The 14,561-nt window shown below is 38.0% G+C and carries 15 protein-coding genes; 4 read left to right on the top strand and 11 right to left on the bottom strand.

What is annotated here, in order from left to right; translation table 11 throughout:
• The 3 genes from CRT24_RS19430 to brnQ all read left to right on the top strand — a co-directional run bounded on the left by CRT24_RS19430 (position 1) and on the right by brnQ (position 2,687).
• Complete coding sequence (locus CRT24_RS19430) at positions 1–480, top strand: DUF4920 domain-containing protein (RefSeq protein ID WP_099372754.1); 480 nt, start codon at positions 1–3, stop codon at positions 478–480.
• A gap of 70 nt (positions 481–550) precedes the next feature.
• Entirely contained in the window at positions 551–1,390 is an 840-nt protein-coding gene (gene folP / locus CRT24_RS19425; protein ID WP_099372753.1) for a dihydropteroate synthase, read from the top strand.
• 7 nt (positions 1,391–1,397) lie between these two features.
• A complete protein-coding gene (gene brnQ / locus CRT24_RS19420) occupies positions 1,398–2,687 on the top strand; it encodes a branched-chain amino acid transport system II carrier protein (protein ID WP_099372752.1) in 1,290 nt (429 codons plus the stop codon).
• Positions 2,688–2,995: 308 nt separating this feature from the next.
• Here the strand turns inward: brnQ and metG are convergent, their stop codons facing one another.
• Entirely contained in the window at positions 2,996–5,074 is a 2,079-nt protein-coding gene (gene metG, locus CRT24_RS19415) for a methionine--tRNA ligase (protein ID WP_144034619.1), read from the bottom strand.
• A gap of 203 nt (positions 5,075–5,277) precedes the next feature.
• Here metG and CRT24_RS19410 point away from each other — a divergent pair, with 203 nt between their 5' ends.
• Positions 5,278–5,673 (top strand): DoxX family protein, encoded by a 396-nt coding sequence (locus CRT24_RS19410; RefSeq protein WP_099372750.1) that lies wholly within the window; start codon positions 5,278–5,280, stop codon positions 5,671–5,673.
• Positions 5,674–5,740: 67 nt separating this feature from the next.
• Here the strand turns inward: CRT24_RS19410 and CRT24_RS19405 are convergent, their stop codons facing one another.
• From CRT24_RS19405 to CRT24_RS19360, 10 genes are read right to left on the bottom strand one after another with little or no spacing between them, the layout of a single operon-like run.
• Positions 5,741–6,199, bottom strand: coding sequence for an ABC transporter ATPase (locus CRT24_RS19405; protein ID WP_099372749.1), 459 nt, complete (start codon positions 6,197–6,199; stop codon positions 5,741–5,743).
• An 11-nt stretch (positions 6,200–6,210) separates the two neighbouring features.
• The gene (locus CRT24_RS19400; RefSeq protein ID WP_257214102.1) at positions 6,211–6,747 is read right to left on the bottom strand and encodes a DUF420 domain-containing protein; all 537 of its coding nucleotides are present in this window, start codon (positions 6,745–6,747) and stop codon (positions 6,211–6,213) included.
• Positions 6,748–6,754: 7 nt separating this feature from the next.
• On the bottom strand, positions 6,755–7,477 hold the full coding sequence (locus CRT24_RS19395; protein WP_099372747.1) for an SCO family protein: 723 nt from the start codon (positions 7,475–7,477) through the stop codon (positions 6,755–6,757).
• Between the two features lie 11 nt (positions 7,478–7,488).
• Positions 7,489–7,866: a cytochrome C oxidase subunit IV family protein gene (locus tag CRT24_RS19390; protein ID WP_099372746.1), complete on the bottom strand. Its 378-nt coding sequence runs from the start codon at positions 7,864–7,866 to the stop codon at positions 7,489–7,491.
• 28 nt (positions 7,867–7,894) lie between these two features.
• A complete protein-coding gene (locus CRT24_RS19385) occupies positions 7,895–8,632 on the bottom strand; it encodes a cytochrome c oxidase subunit 3 (RefSeq protein ID WP_099372745.1) in 738 nt (245 codons plus the stop codon).
• 9 nt (positions 8,633–8,641) lie between these two features.
• Complete coding sequence (locus CRT24_RS19380; RefSeq protein ID WP_257214101.1) at positions 8,642–9,244, bottom strand: cytochrome c oxidase subunit 3; 603 nt, start codon at positions 9,242–9,244, stop codon at positions 8,642–8,644.
• Between the two features lie 3 nt (positions 9,245–9,247).
• Positions 9,248–10,156, bottom strand: a complete 909-nt coding sequence (gene cyoE / locus CRT24_RS19375) for a heme o synthase (RefSeq protein WP_099372744.1) — start codon at positions 10,154–10,156, stop codon at positions 9,248–9,250.
• A gap of 15 nt (positions 10,157–10,171) precedes the next feature.
• Positions 10,172–11,233, bottom strand: coding sequence for a heme A synthase (locus CRT24_RS19370; RefSeq protein WP_099372743.1), 1,062 nt, complete (start codon positions 11,231–11,233; stop codon positions 10,172–10,174).
• A gap of 49 nt (positions 11,234–11,282) precedes the next feature.
• A complete protein-coding gene (locus CRT24_RS19365) occupies positions 11,283–13,157 on the bottom strand; it encodes a cbb3-type cytochrome c oxidase subunit I (RefSeq protein ID WP_373604708.1) in 1,875 nt (624 codons plus the stop codon).
• A gap of 26 nt (positions 13,158–13,183) precedes the next feature.
• Positions 13,184–14,530 carry a cytochrome c oxidase subunit II gene (locus CRT24_RS19360; protein WP_099372742.1) on the bottom strand — a complete coding sequence of 449 codons (1,347 nt, stop codon included), beginning with the start codon at positions 14,528–14,530 and terminating at the stop codon, positions 13,184–13,186.
• Between the last annotated feature and the right edge of the window lie 31 nt (positions 14,531–14,561).

The raw sequence follows: 14,561 nt of genomic DNA, 5'->3' as shown, positions 1-14,561 counted from the left end.
ATGAAAAAGTTTATCTCCATGTTAATCTGTGTTTTTGCTTTTGTAGCCATTAGCAATGCGCAGTCATCTATCCAACCGGCAAAAGCTGGTGTGACTTACGGTAAAAAAGTTGACAAAAAAGGAGCTATCTCTGTAAAACAATTAGAAAAAGCTCTTGAAGGAAAAGATACTTTCAACGGAAAAGTTGAAGGTGAGGTTGTTCAGGTTTGTACCAAAAAAGGTTGTTTCTTGACCTTAAAGAGAGAAGCTGACAAAGAGCCTATCATGGTAAGATTTACGGACTATGGATACTTTGTTCCTCAAGACCTGATCGGTAAAACTGTTGTTTTGGAAGGAAAAGCAAAAGTAAAGGAAACAACAGTTGAATGGCAAAAGCATTATGCTGAAGATATGGGCAAGAGCAAAGAGGAAATTGCTAAAATCAACAAACCCCGAAAAGATATTTCTTTGGTCGCTGATGGTGTTCTAGTTGTAAAGTAGACACAAAAAACTTATTTTGGAGGCTGCAAATAAAATTTGCAGCCTTATTTTTTTTATTAATCTAATATACATGTCGGTTTTTCAACCTGTTTCTTGCCAAAGCATCAAAATAGGCTCCAAACTTATGACCTTTGAGACGCCAAAAGTCATGGGCATTCTGAATCTTACGCCCGATTCATTTTTTGACGGCGGAAAGCACAGTTCTCTAGAATCAGCCATGTTACATGCTGAAAAACTAATAGCTGAAGGTGCAGACATGATTGATATAGGTGCATATTCTAGCCGTCCGGGTGCTCAGGAAATCTCAGCACAAGAAGAAATGGACCGTGCTATACCTTTTATCGAAGCCATCCATCAATCTAACCCTAATGTTGTTTTATCCATTGATACCTTTCGGGCTGATGTTGCTGAATCATGCGTTCAAGCGGGAGTACATATCATCAATGATATTTCTGGTGGAACTTTAGATGAGAACATGTTTGACACTGTAGCAAGATTACAAGTTCCATATATCCTGATGCATATGCGAGGTACACCTGCCACCATGCAGCAACTGACAGACTATGAAGACGTTGTAAATGATGTTGCTGAGAGTTTAGGCCATCAAGTTTCAAAGCTTAGAGATCTAGGTGTAAGGGACATCATCTTGGATCCTGGTTATGGCTTTGCCAAAACCATCGACCAGAATTACGAGTTGCTAATGCGGGTCAACGAACTGCATTATTTTGGATTACCAATCCTTGGAGGAATTTCAAGGAAATCTATGCTTTATAAAAAAATAGGTTTAAAACCTGTTGAAGTCCTGCCAGGAACAATAGCACTCAATACGCTACTACTAGAAAGAGGGGTTCAAATCCTCAGGGTGCACGACGTAAAGGAAGCCAAACAATTAATTGACATATTTTACTAATATTATTTTGAAGAAAACTAGAGATATCGTTACGATCGGATTCGCCTTATTTGCCATGTTCTTTGGAGCTGGAAACCTATTACTACCCCCATATATTGGAATTCAAATTGGAGACCACGTCTGGATAACCATCCTTGCATTCGGACTTACTGGAATATTACTTCCATTCTTTGGAATTCTTTCTGTTGTTAATTCAGGGGAATCATTTCAAGACTTGGGTTCTAGGATCAACAAATTTCTGTCCCCGGTTTTGGGGTCTGTTATTATGTTGTGTATCGGTCCATTGATCGCCATTCCAAGAACAGCTGCTACAACTTTTGAGGTTGGCATATTGCCTTCATTCCCAAATTCGGCTCCCATCTGGACTTCGATTGTTTTCTTTGCCGTAACCTGGCTGTTAACCATTTCACCTTCCAAAGTGGTGGATATCATTGGGAATTTTCTGACCCCTTTATTGTTGGTTTTATTGATTTCTCTTATAGCCTTGGGTATTTTTTCACCCATGGCAGATTATAGTGACAGCTCCCTCAATACTGCTGAATCCTTTACGCTAGGGTTCGTTGATGGTTATCAAACTTTAGATGTTTTAGCGTCAGTTATATTTGCGGGAATTATAATTACTGCATCTATTTCCAAAGGATATACTACTGTAAAATCCAAAAATCAAGTTGTTATTTCAGCGGGTATCCTAGCTGCGTCTTGTTTGTTTATTATATACGGTGGATTAATTTATTTAGGAGCAACATCTGGGGTTGAAGATTTGTCAATAAAGCGATCTGAATTATTGATCCATATCTCCAGAGCTATTATGGGTCCCTTTGGCACCATTGCCATTGCTATTAGCATTGCTTTGGCTTGCTTAACGACAGCAATAGCCCTGACATCTGCCGTTGGATCATTCTTCTCTGAACTAACCCATGGAAAACTTGGCTATAAATTATTGGTAACTGTATGTTGTATTATTTCATGTGTATTATCGATCACCGGTGTAGATAACATTATAGCCTTTGCTTATCCCATTTTAACTTTTGTATATCCTATTGTTATTACGTTGGTGTTGTACACGGTATTCTTTGGACCTTTTGTAAAAAGCAAAGAACCTTATGTTTTGGCATTGATCGGATCGACCATTATTGCAACGCTATCTCTATTCAAACAATTGAACCTTCTGAGCGCAGATACAATTGCTACGCTGAATCATATTCCATTTTTTCAATATGAGCTGGGATGGGTAGTGCCTTCGGCAATTTTGTTTTTGGTAGGTTTGCTGATTTGGGGAAAAGACAGTAGACAGTAGACATAAGACATAAGATAGTAGACAGTTGCCCAATCGTCCAAGGCAAGTGGTGAGACCTGCAATGTTTTCAGTGGAAGGTGGGGACACCAACCATGGCGAACTAACCCCATCGGGGTAAAATGCCGTAGGCATGCCATATCTATAGAAATGAAAATCGCGACAAACACCAACGCCGTAGGTGTGGCATGTTTGTTAAATTCCCTTAACTTAATGACATTACCCTGTAGGGATGTAACTATTATAGATCTATTATAAAAAAGACTCCCTCCGTTTTTGCGGAGGGAATCTTTTTTTGTTGATTAGGTAATCTATCTTACGATGCTACCTGCTGAAATATCTGTTGATGGTCTTACAAAATCGAGTCTTCCATCTGCATCTTCGGCCATTAGAATCATTCCTTGAGACTGTATGCCTTTAATTTCTCGTGGTTCAAGATTAACAAGGATTAAAACTTGCTTACCTACGATTTCTTCTGGGGTAAAATATTCTGCGATACCTGAGACTACGGTTCTTTTATCGATTCCGGTGTCGATGGTCACCTTTAATAACTTCTTAGTTTTGGCAACTTTCTCCGCTGTTAAGATACGGCCAACACGGATATCCATTTTCATGAACTCATCGAAATTGACATTTGCTTTTTGAGCTGCTTTTGGTGCTGCCAAAGCGTTGCTTGCTTTAGCATTTGCCAGTTTTGCCAACTGAAATTCTACTTGTTCATCAGTTACTTTTTCGAATAGCAATTGTGTTTCGCCCAACTGATGACCAGATTCTAATAAATCTGATTTTCCTGCTTCATCCCAGTTTTTTGCTGATAGATTCAACATTTCGAAAATCTTAGTGCTACTGAACGGCAAAAATGGTTGACCTATTAGGGCTAAGTTGGCTACGATTTGACTAGCAACGAACAATACTGTTTTTACTCGTTCTTCATCGTTCTTGATCACCTTCCATGGCTCTTCATCAGCTAGGTATTTATTTCCTAAACGTGCAGCATTCATAAATTGTGCTAATGCTTCACGGAATCTATACTGTGATAATGATTGTTGGATCAAACCCGGAAATGTTGCTAATTCTTTCAGTACTTCCTGGTCTGACTCAGTCAATGGAGAACCCAATAATACTTTGCCATCGAAGTATTTATGAGAAAGTACCATTACTCTATTGATAAAGTTCCCTAAGATAGCAACCAATTCATTGTTTACTCTAGCTTGGAAATCCTTCCATGTGAACTCACTGTCCGAGGTTTCAGGGAGAATTGAAGTCAACATGTATCTTAATTCATCTTGTTTGCCAGGGAATTCTTCCAAATATTCGTGCAACCAAACAGCGTGATTTCTGGAGGTTGATAATTTATCACCTTCTAAGTTCAGGAATTCATTCGCTGGGACATTTTCTGGCAAAATATAGTCTCCGTGTGCATGTAGGATTGCTGGGAAAATAATACAGTGGAATACGATGTTATCCTTGCCAATAAAATGGATCAATGTTGAGTTATCTTCAGGATTAGCTTGTTGTTTCCAATAATGTTCCCAATCCTTGCCTTCATCAATTGCCCATTGTTTTGTTGCGGAGATATAACCAATTGGGGCATCAAGCCATACATACAGTTTTTTACCTTCAGCTTCTTCCAACGGCACATCTACTCCCCAATCTAAATCTCTAGTCATAGAGCGTGGTTGCAATCCTGACTTCAACCAAGATTGGCATTGACCAAATACATTGGATTTCAATTCATCTTTTTTTCCTTCGATCAACCATTTTTCCAACCAAGGTTGATATTTGTCCAAAGGCAAGTACCAGTGTTTGGTTTCTTTCAAAATAGGAGCTTTGCCACTCAGTGTTGATTTTGGATTGATTAGGTCTGTAGGGTTTAATGAGGTACCACATTTTTCACATTGATCCCCATATGCGCCTTCATTTCCGCAATGAGGGCATGTTCCTACGATATAGCGATCAGCAAGGAATTGATGGTACTCTTCATCATAGTATTGCTCGGAGTAACGTTCGATAAATTCTCCTTTTTCATAAAGATTTAAGAAGAATTCTTGCGAAAGGTGGTGATGTATAGGTTCTGACGTACGGTGATATATATTGAATGATATACCGAATTGCTCAAAACTATCTTTAATTTGTTGATTGTATTTATCAATAATTTCTTTGGGAGTAACTCCTTCTTTTTTTGCTTTTATAGTGATAGCTGCTCCATGCTCATCTGAGCCACATACATAAACAACATCTTTATTGTTTAGTCTTAAAAATCGCACGAAGATATCGCCTGGGATATAAGCACCAGCAAGGTGACCTATATGTAATGGACCATTGGCATACGGAAGTGCCGATGTAATCGTATAACGTTGTTTACTGAATATATCCAATTGATCTAGAATTAATGTAAAATATTGAGCTTTTTCAGCTTAGAGAACAAAGATAACGCAAATTGAAGTATTCTGCTATTTCTTAGAACATTTTCATGAATTAACCTTTTAAAAAATTAAAAAAAATACATTTTTTTTCACATCTTGATGTATGGTAATTTTTACTTTTTAAGAATTATCTATTTTCGCTGATCTAAACTTATTAATAAAACGATATGAAAAATTCAAAAATTGACTTAGGACTTTTGATCATCCGGATTGGATTCGGCTTGACGATGATTGCATTTCACGGTTTGCCAAAATTAATGGGAGGTCAGGAAAAATGGACTGCAATTGGAAAATCTATGCAGAATCTTGGTATAGACTTTATGCCTACAGTGTTTGGTTTTTCAGCTGGATTAGCAGAAACCGTAGGATCATTGTTATTGATGTTAGGATTATGGACTCGGCCGGCAGCTATAATACTGGCCATTACGATGTTTGTTGCAACTGCAAACCACTTAGCGAAAGGAGATGGTCTTTCCGGAGCATCCCATGCAATCGAATTTATGGTGGTTTATATTGCTTTCGCTGTTATGGGTCCTGGTAAATTAAGTATCGATAAAAAATAATCGTATATATAAAAGCTAATGCCATCCTGTTACAGAATGGCATTAGCTTTTATATTTTTGTCAGTCTCTATTTGAAGACAGTTGCATGCCAACTATCTTTCAAAGGAATTTCCCATTTGCTTTGATAATCGGCTTCCGTTTGGGCTAGGTTGTTGAATACAATGGTATCCGAATTCACTTCACCTTCTTCACAAAGCGCTTCGAAAACATCTCTTGAAACCAATTGGATGTTATTTTCATTATCTCGATAAGAGATTAATGTGCGATTGAACAAACCTATGTTCAGCTGTTCTTCCAATTCTTTAAGAATGCGAACGGATTTATCTATTGAACATCCTGTGACTTGAGCAACCTCTTCATCAACTGTCAATACCACAAACAGATTGTATTTAATCTCAGCTTTTCCTGCCAATTGACTTCCATGGGCAGTCCATTCCTCGACAAAGGCATCTAATTTTGCTTGTGCTTCTTGTACTTCAGGTTGTGTGAAAAAACGATCAGCCTGATAAATCCATACTTTTTTCATATCTCCATTTATTAATGAGCGTAATACGGAGAAATCATTAAATAAACGATCACTCCAGTTACAGCAACATATAACCACATCGGATAAGTTATTCTTGCTAACTTTTTGTGGCGTTCATACGCTCCTGCTATCCCTCTAACAAAAGTAAATAATACGAATGGAATAATAATGATGGATAAAATGATATGCGTCACAAGAATGAAATAATACACATATCGAATGGCTCCTTCTCCTCCAAACTTTGTTGATTCTGAAGTCATGTGATATCCCACATACATAATCAGAAATAGAGAAGAGAAGACCATGCACAATTTAATCAGGTTTTCGTGCAGTTTCACATTTCCTCTTTTAATAGCTGAGACTGCAATCACTAAACAAACTGCTGTCAAACCATTGATAGTGGCATAAATGGGAGGTAAAAAACTTAATGGTTCTACATCATATCCCATTTTTGGCAAATTAATTCCAAATAATGCTGCTACGGCTAGTGGGATAATTATCGATAATGTCCAGATAATCCCTTTATATTTTTTTTCTTCTTCGGTCATTGCCATGTTACTTCCTCTCTACTTTTAATGGGTTATTTCTAACCTCTTCAACTAATTGTACTTTAATTTCATCTTCCAATCTATCCAACTCTGAACGCAGGCTGATATCATAAAAGCCTCTAATCCTCTTTTCAGAGTCTAACAATACAAATTGATTGCTGATGATAAATTTGGTGCTATCCCCTTCAACAGGCATGGCTTCGATCAACATGGAAGATCGGGCAAATTCAAAGATGTCGACACTGGGTTTGTTTACGACATACCAATGTGAGCTCATTCCTTTTTTGTAAGGTTCAATGAATTTTTTGAGATCTTCAGCTGTATCATGAGGGTCTACAGACACTGAGAACAGCTGTACTTTGGGGTTTTCTTTAAATCGCGTCGCGATTGCGCTCATATCATGAACCAATTGCTTTGACAATCCTTGATCTCTGGTATAGAAAAGATGTACTACCGATACCGAGCTATCATTTCCCAACAGTGTTACTGGCTTATTGTCGTAGTTGATGAATTCTACTGGCTTTAATTGATGAAATATCGTATCGGGGATTTCTCTCCCCATCACGCGCCTCATTTCACCAGACAGCTTTTTTTCGCCGAATACTGGCAGTTTAAGGTACTCATTGGAGCCCATTTTATTGACCAGTATATATAAAAAACCTGGCACAAATAGAACGAGTGCCAGGATTATTAATTTTGATATATTCTTTGAACGAGTATTTTTACTCATTTCATATATGTTTATTTATGAGGAAAAATCGGTTGATGTGTAAAAGAATCGTTTAGGTGTCCACCTTCTATCATCATCAATACGATGAAATAGATAATGAAGATAAAGACAATCCCTACGGTCAAAATAAAACCTGATTTTTCAAATTTTAAGTGCATAAAGAATGCCACAATATAATATGCTTTAATTAACGTTAGGATAATATAAATGATGTTCAATACTGTTCCTTTTTGGATGATTCCCCAGTGATGAACAAAACCTAAAGCGATTAAGAACTCTAATGCTGTTAAAGCTAATAGAATAAAAAATACGGTCCAGATACGTTTTTTATCCATTCCTTCGCCATGCGCTTGCGCATCGTGGCCTTCTATATGATCGTGATTACTCATGTTCGATAGTTTTAAAATTTCTTAATAATTAGATTAAGTAGAAGAATGTAAATACGAATACCCACACTAAATCCACAAAGTGCCAATACAAACCAACTTTTTCAATCATTAAATAAGATCCTCTGTGTTCGAAGGTATTATTTAAAGTCATGCACAATACAATAATGTTCAATAGGATACCAATTGATACGTGGAATCCGTGGAAACCCGTAATGGTAAAGAACAAATTGGAGAATTGAAGCGCTGCTGTATAAGAAATATCTTTAGTAAAGTAAGGTTGAAGTGCCTCTACGATTGCGTTTGGATCTGTCAGACCAGTTGCAGGGTTACGACCAAACCAAAATCCTTGATGATGTAAGTGGCTCCACTCGATTGCTTGACATCCAACGAACATCAAACCACCTAAGATTGTCCATAACATCCATTTTACGACTTCATGTTTAGAATTTCGATGTCCTGCTTCAACGGCAAGTACCATCGTAACGGAAGACATAATCAAAATAAAGGTCATGATACCTACGAAAACTAGTGGTTGACCAGATTCAGCGATACCAGGGATAGATTGGAAGATTTTATCCGCATCAATCCAAGTAGGCTGTGCATATTTCTGAGCACCATAATAAATCAAGAATGCAGAGAATGTAAATGCATCTGATACTAGGAAAAACCACATCATGATTTTACCATACTCTAGGTTCCAAGGTGATTTACCTCCGCTCCAAGGTCCTTCTTTTACCTTATCCAATTGCGATACTGTTGTACTCATTGTTTACTGTTATTGATTCAAAAGTAAGAAAACATAAATATATATCCATAATAGATCTAGAAAATGCCAGAATATAGAGGCAAGTTCCATCCGGAAAATGTTGTTATCCAAGGGAATGTTTTTCAACGCTCCGATATAACATCTAACCAACACCAATACTCCGGCTATGATGTGGGCCAAGTGTAAGCCTGTAAATACGTAAATGAACGATTGTGATGCATTGCTGTTGACAAAAGTAATCCCTCTGTTGAACAATACTGACCACGCTTCTACTTGTAAAAAGAAAAACACAATACCTAATACAATAGTAATCAGTAAAAATGTTTTCTGTTTTGATAATTGGGCAGATTTTACCGCTTTATAAGCTAAATGCATGGTAATGCTGCTCAAAACTATCACTGCTGTACTGTAGATGAATACTTGAGGTAAAATAGTTTTTATCCCTTTATCTACACCACTTGCAGTATACACTATAAATCCACTCGTCAAAGCTGCAAACATCATGAACATACCAATCATCCCAAGCCAAAGATTAAATTTCTTTGCTTTTCTTGATTTTAGTAGTTCTTCATTATACAACTCTTGCTTATCCATTGCAATCTGTAAATCCATTTTTTATTTAAAAGGTATAAAATCAAACAACAACACCAATTGTGTAAGGGGCAAATATGCAAATGAAGTAAACATTATCTTCTTTGCTGTACTTACTTCCATTTTCTGTAAGTGTTGAAATCCGTACCAGGTGAACAACAATCCTCCAGCTAACGATAATAGCGTGAAGACCCATCCTCCTATACCAAAGTACATCGGTAGAAAACCAACCGGGATCATCAATACGCATGAGATAAAAATAAACCATGCTGATAATTTATCCGTTTTCGTCGTTGGCAACAACCTAAATCCTGCTCTTTTGTAATCTTCATCCGTTACCCAAGCAATTGCCCAAAAATGTGGGAACTGCCAAAAGAATTGGATGGTGAATAATACTAGCGGAGTTATAACAACTGCTGCTTCACTGACTTCGGCATATGCTAATCCAAATCCTGCGGATTGGAAAGCGGCATAATATCCGATCAGTGGCGGCAATGCTCCTGGGATTGCTCCAACCCAAACTGCAATTGGAGATTTCTGTTTTAATGGAGTATAGACAAACGCATATAGGAAGATTGAAAATACAGAAAGTAATCCTGCTATAAAATTCAATTCTACGAGAATCAACGTTCCTGCAATACCCATGAACACGCTTAATATTAAAGCTTGTCCTGTGGTCATTCTTCCTGCTGGAAGTGGTCTGTCTTCGGTACGCTTCATCAATTTATCAAGATCACGTTCGATGATCTCATTAAATCCATTTGCTGCTCCGGTTACCAAAAACCCTCCGATGGTCAATAACGCCCAATTAAACCAGATGATATCACCTTGCTGTGTTGCACCTATCAAAAATGATATCGATGCGGAGAACACAACTGTAAGCGTAAGCCTCAGCTTGACAAGTTTGTTAAAATCTGAAATAAATTCCTTCATAATCAAAATATTTCCCTAAACAGCTTTTGGAGTTAATCCGCTTTCTGGTTTATTTAGGATCAACAATAAATAATATTGCGCTCCTACCAATAAGCTTGCTACAACCAAGTGAACCGTTTGTGCTACAGCGGGAACATGAAACCTTGCCAAAATAATCCCTGATAACATTTGAATACAAACCAATATCAATGAAATCTTAGCATACTTAAACTGAACAGTATTAACCAGAACAGAAGACCTCAGCTTGAAGTATAAGAATACGACTAGAGCTAAAGTAACGTATGCAAGGATTCGGTGAGTATGATATGGTAATCCAATGGAATCAATCCATTCACTACGTTGAGCACCTTGTTGATTTAGATGGTCGATAATTTCGCGAACATCTGTACCAAACACAACCTGAACAACTAATATAACGAGAGAAATCAACGTTATCCACGTGAAACTTCTATCTGAATTTTTCAGGAACTGATTGTTTCTCAGTTTAATTGCCCAATAATATGTTTGAATAGCTATACAAACAATTACCAGTGCTAATAGCATGTGAATGGTGATAACCCAAGGGGTAAGATTCGTAGAGACTACGATTGACCCTAACCAGGCTTGTATCACAACGACAATAAGATTAAGAACGCTCCATATTGCTATGGCTTTTTTCTTTTTCCAATAAGTAAAAGAATATATTGCTGTAAACAGCATACAGAAACCGGCTAAAACTCCAGTTAGACGATTGATATATTCAGTCCAAGTCTTTGCGGCATTGAATTCCTCATGTTCAACGATGGTTTCATCGTGACGAATTTGGTCTGCTAGATGTGAATAGCCAAAGGCTTCAATCAATTTTGCAAAACGCTCATTCTTCTTGATTCTACCTTCCACATAATGTTGCTCATAGCCTTGCGGCAATTGCGAAACATCTGTTGGTGGTATAATTCTGTTGAAACATTTCGGCCAATCCGGGCAGCCCATTCCTGAACCTGTACTCCGGACAATACCTCCTGCCGTTATTACTAAGAAAAGAACGATAATCGTGATCTTGTTTATCCGTAAAAAACGCTTTTCAGCTGCTGGATACATAGATCTCTCCTTTTACATTTATAAAGTATAAAGAGAGGTAGGTATGAACCTACCCTTCTTCTTCTCTGTTATGCTCACGATTGTAAGCCTTTTGAGCTTCAATACCCGCTTCATTTCCATCCCAATCATGCAATAAGTTTGAGCTCATTGTTTGTGAAAGTGGTGTACTTTGAGGAATAAAGTCAGCATCATTTCCTGGCTTACTGTAATCATAAGGCCAACGGTATACTGTAGGGATTTCTCCTGGCCAGTTTCCGTGAATATGTTCTACTGGAGTAGTCCACTCCAAAGTATTTGAATTCCAAGGGTTTTGTGGAGCACGCTTTCCGCACCAAATTGATGAGAAGAAGTTCCACAAGAATGCTACCTGACCGATTGCCGAAACAATTGCAGCCCAAGTAATCAATAAGTTAACTGACACCCATTTCTCCATGAAAGGGAACTCAGTGAATGCATAGTAACGACGAGGAACACCGTCAATACCCATGAAGTGCATTGGGAAGAATACCAAGTAAGCACCGATAAATGTCAACCAGAAGTGGAAGTAACCTAAACGCTCATCCATCATACGTCCGAACATTTTAGGATACCAATGGTAAACACCACACAACATACCGAAGATCGATGCAGAACCCATTACCAAGTGGAAGTGGGCAACAACGAAATAAGTATCGTGTAAGTTGATGTCTAACGCAGCATTACCTAAATATAATCCTGTCAAACCACCTGATACGAAGAACGAAACCATACCGATTGCAAACATCATCGCTGGAGTGAAACGGATGTTACCTCTCCATAATGTTGCAATATAGTTGAAGGCTTTTACTGCAGATGGAACCGCAATAATCAACGTGGTGATCATAAACACACCTCCCAAGAATGGACTCATACCTGTTACGAACATGTGGTGACCCCAAACGATGAAAGATAATACAGTAATACCTACCAATGAGTAAACCATCGCGTGGTAACCAAAGATTGGTTTTCGTGAGTTTGTAGAGATTACTTCTGAAGTTAAACCTAATGCAGGCATAACTACGATATATACCTCAGGGTGTCCTAAGAACCAGAACAAGTGTTGGAACAAGATTGGAGAACCACCTTCGTTAGGAAGGATCGTACCTTGAACAACTAGGTCTGACAAATAGAATGAAGTTCCTACTGAACGGTCAAAGAATAATAATACTACTGCAGAAACTAATACTGGGAAGGATAATAAACCTACGATTGCAGTTAAGAAGAACGCCCAGATAGTCAAAGGCATTTTCCATAAGTCCATACCTTTAGTACGCATGTTCAATACGGTAGAGATGTAGTTTACACCACCCAATACCTGTGAAGCGATAAATAAAGTCATGGAAATTAACCATAGCGTCATCCCCAATCCAGATCCTGCTATAGCTTTAGGCACTGCGGATAGTGGAGGATAGATGGTCCAACCAGCAGATGCAGGGCCACTTTCAATGAAGAAAGATGCGATCATGATAACACAGGCAACAAAGAAGAACCAGTAAGATAACATGTTCATCAATGGCGATGCCATATCACGTGCACCTAATTGATAAGGGATCAATAAGTTACTAAATGTACCAGAAAGACCTGCTGTTAGTACGAAGAAAACCATCATCGTACCGTGAATAGTAACCAATGATAGGAAGAAGTCTGGTCTGATACGACCACCTTCAGCCCATTTTCCTAGGAAAACCTCAAGAATTGGAAACTCGTGGTCAGGCCATGCTAATTGAATACGGAATAAGATCGAAAGGATCATGGCGAAAACTGCCATAATGATACCAGTGATCAAGAATTGCTTAGCAATCATCTTGTGATCTTGGCTGAAGATATACTTCGTCAAGAAGGTTTCATGATGGTGATCATGAGAACCGTGATGAGCTGCGTCGTGCGATATAACTGTAGTTGACATATTCTATTTAAAATTCTCTGTTATATTTAATTGATTGAAGCCGCAATACGATCATTCTTCTCCGTACCTTCGTTTTGAGCGAACTCTTTTTGAAGGTCTTCAGTGAAGAATTTAGCTTGTTTACTTAACCACTCTTTGTATTCAGCTTCAGTAACTACTCTTACATTTTTCTGCATGTTATAGTGAGATTCGCCACAGATCTTCGCACATAACATTACGAAGTTGTATTGTGGGTCATTCATTTTATCACGCATCTCATCTGTAGTGATAGTAGGAGTAAACTGAAAGTAGTTTGTCATACCTGGTACAGCATTGATTTGAACGCGGAAATCAGGAATATAAAAAGAGTGAATAATATCTTTTGACAAGATGTGGAAACGAACTGGTTTATTAACTGGAATTACAATTTCATCACCTTTCACATCATCCCAAGCATTTTTATCATTGTAATCAATACCGTATGAGTTTAAAGGAGTTGTTAATTTGTAATTACGTTTTCCGAACTCACCGTCAGTTCCAGGGTAACGAACAGTCCACATAAACTGCTCACCCAAAACTTCAACTTGTAGAGCTGATTTTTTCAATTCTTCAGGGATGTTCGTAATAGAACGCCAAGTAAAGAAACCGAATAATACTAAAATCGTTAATACAACCGCTGGAACGATAGTCCATAATCTTTCGATTGCATCATTGTGCGGGTAGAAATATGCTTTACGTTTAGCACGCATTCTATAGATGTATGTAAAGGTAAGCAATGCGATATGCACCAATACCAATACTACTGTAATAATCACCGTAGTGATGATAAACATTCTATCAATATCTTTACCATGCTCAGTTGCAGCCGGTCTCCAAGACCAACTTCCCCATACAGCATACCCGTACCATACAAATCCTAAGAAACCAACTAAGAATACGAACAATAGAATCGCTTGAAGCGTATTGTTTGCCAATGGATTGTATTTACCATTTACTTTCTTAGTTAATACATAGATTGATTGTACTTTTCCGATTACTGCAACAACAGTACACAATACTAGGAAAAGAAGGATATAATAAGTCAAGTTTTTATAGACTTGAGGATCAATTTTCTTTTCTTCTTTAGTTGTTGTAGCAGCAGGAGTTACAGTACTTCCTGTATTTCCTGATGCGGATACAGTCGCAGAATCTGTAGCAGCTGTAGTTGTTGCTGCAGAATCAGCAGGAGCAGCTGCAGTTGAATCTGCAGTTGCAGCTGGTGCTGCTTGCTCAACCTGAGCCGTATCAGCCGCTTGTTCCTGGATGCTCGCCATCGCAGGAGTAGCAAACAATAGGTTAATAGCTAATAAGCCTCCAAATAAGGACTTAAATCTGTTATGTAATTTAAACTTCATCTCTTATAACACGTTTGAACGTTTTTTCAAC

It is taken from the genome of Sphingobacterium sp. 1.A.5, assembly GCF_002734235.1.
Taxonomy (GTDB): Bacteria; Bacteroidota; Bacteroidia; order Sphingobacteriales; family Sphingobacteriaceae; genus Sphingobacterium; species Sphingobacterium daejeonense.
The sequence above is the reverse complement of the archived record's forward strand: the minus strand, read 5'-3'. Positions and strand labels throughout refer to the sequence as shown.

Bases quoted from the DNA above. Each gene is read 5' to 3' on its own strand.
- CRT24_RS19430 (WP_099372754.1), top strand. From the start codon at position 1: ATGAAAAAGTTTATCTCCATGTTAATCTGTGTTTTTGCTTTTGTAGCC.
- folP (WP_099372753.1), top strand. From the start codon at position 551: ATGTCGGTTTTTCAACCTGTTTCTTGCCAAAGCATCAAAATAGGCTCC.
- CRT24_RS19410 (WP_099372750.1), top strand. From the start codon at position 5,278: ATGAAAAATTCAAAAATTGACTTAGGACTTTTGATCATCCGGATTGGA.
- CRT24_RS19405 (WP_099372749.1), bottom strand. From the start codon at position 6,199: ATGAAAAAAGTATGGATTTATCAGGCTGATCGTTTTTTCACACAACCT.
- CRT24_RS19400 (WP_257214102.1), bottom strand. From the start codon at position 6,747: ATGACCGAAGAAGAAAAAAAATATAAAGGGATTATCTGGACATTATCG.
- CRT24_RS19395 (WP_099372747.1), bottom strand. From the start codon at position 7,477: ATGAGTAAAAATACTCGTTCAAAGAATATATCAAAATTAATAATCCTG.
- CRT24_RS19390 (WP_099372746.1), bottom strand. From the start codon at position 7,866: ATGAGTAATCACGATCATATAGAAGGCCACGATGCGCAAGCGCATGGC.
- CRT24_RS19385 (WP_099372745.1), bottom strand. From the start codon at position 8,632: ATGAGTACAACAGTATCGCAATTGGATAAGGTAAAAGAAGGACCTTGG.
- CRT24_RS19380 (WP_257214101.1), bottom strand. From the start codon at position 9,244: ATGGATTTACAGATTGCAATGGATAAGCAAGAGTTGTATAATGAAGAA.
- cyoE (WP_099372744.1), bottom strand. From the start codon at position 10,156: ATGAAGGAATTTATTTCAGATTTTAACAAACTTGTCAAGCTGAGGCTT.
- CRT24_RS19370 (WP_099372743.1), bottom strand. From the start codon at position 11,233: ATGTATCCAGCAGCTGAAAAGCGTTTTTTACGGATAAACAAGATCACG.
- CRT24_RS19365 (WP_373604708.1), bottom strand. From the start codon at position 13,157: ATGTCAACTACAGTTATATCGCACGACGCAGCTCATCACGGTTCTCAT.
- CRT24_RS19360 (WP_099372742.1), bottom strand. From the start codon at position 14,530: ATGAAGTTTAAATTACATAACAGATTTAAGTCCTTATTTGGAGGCTTA.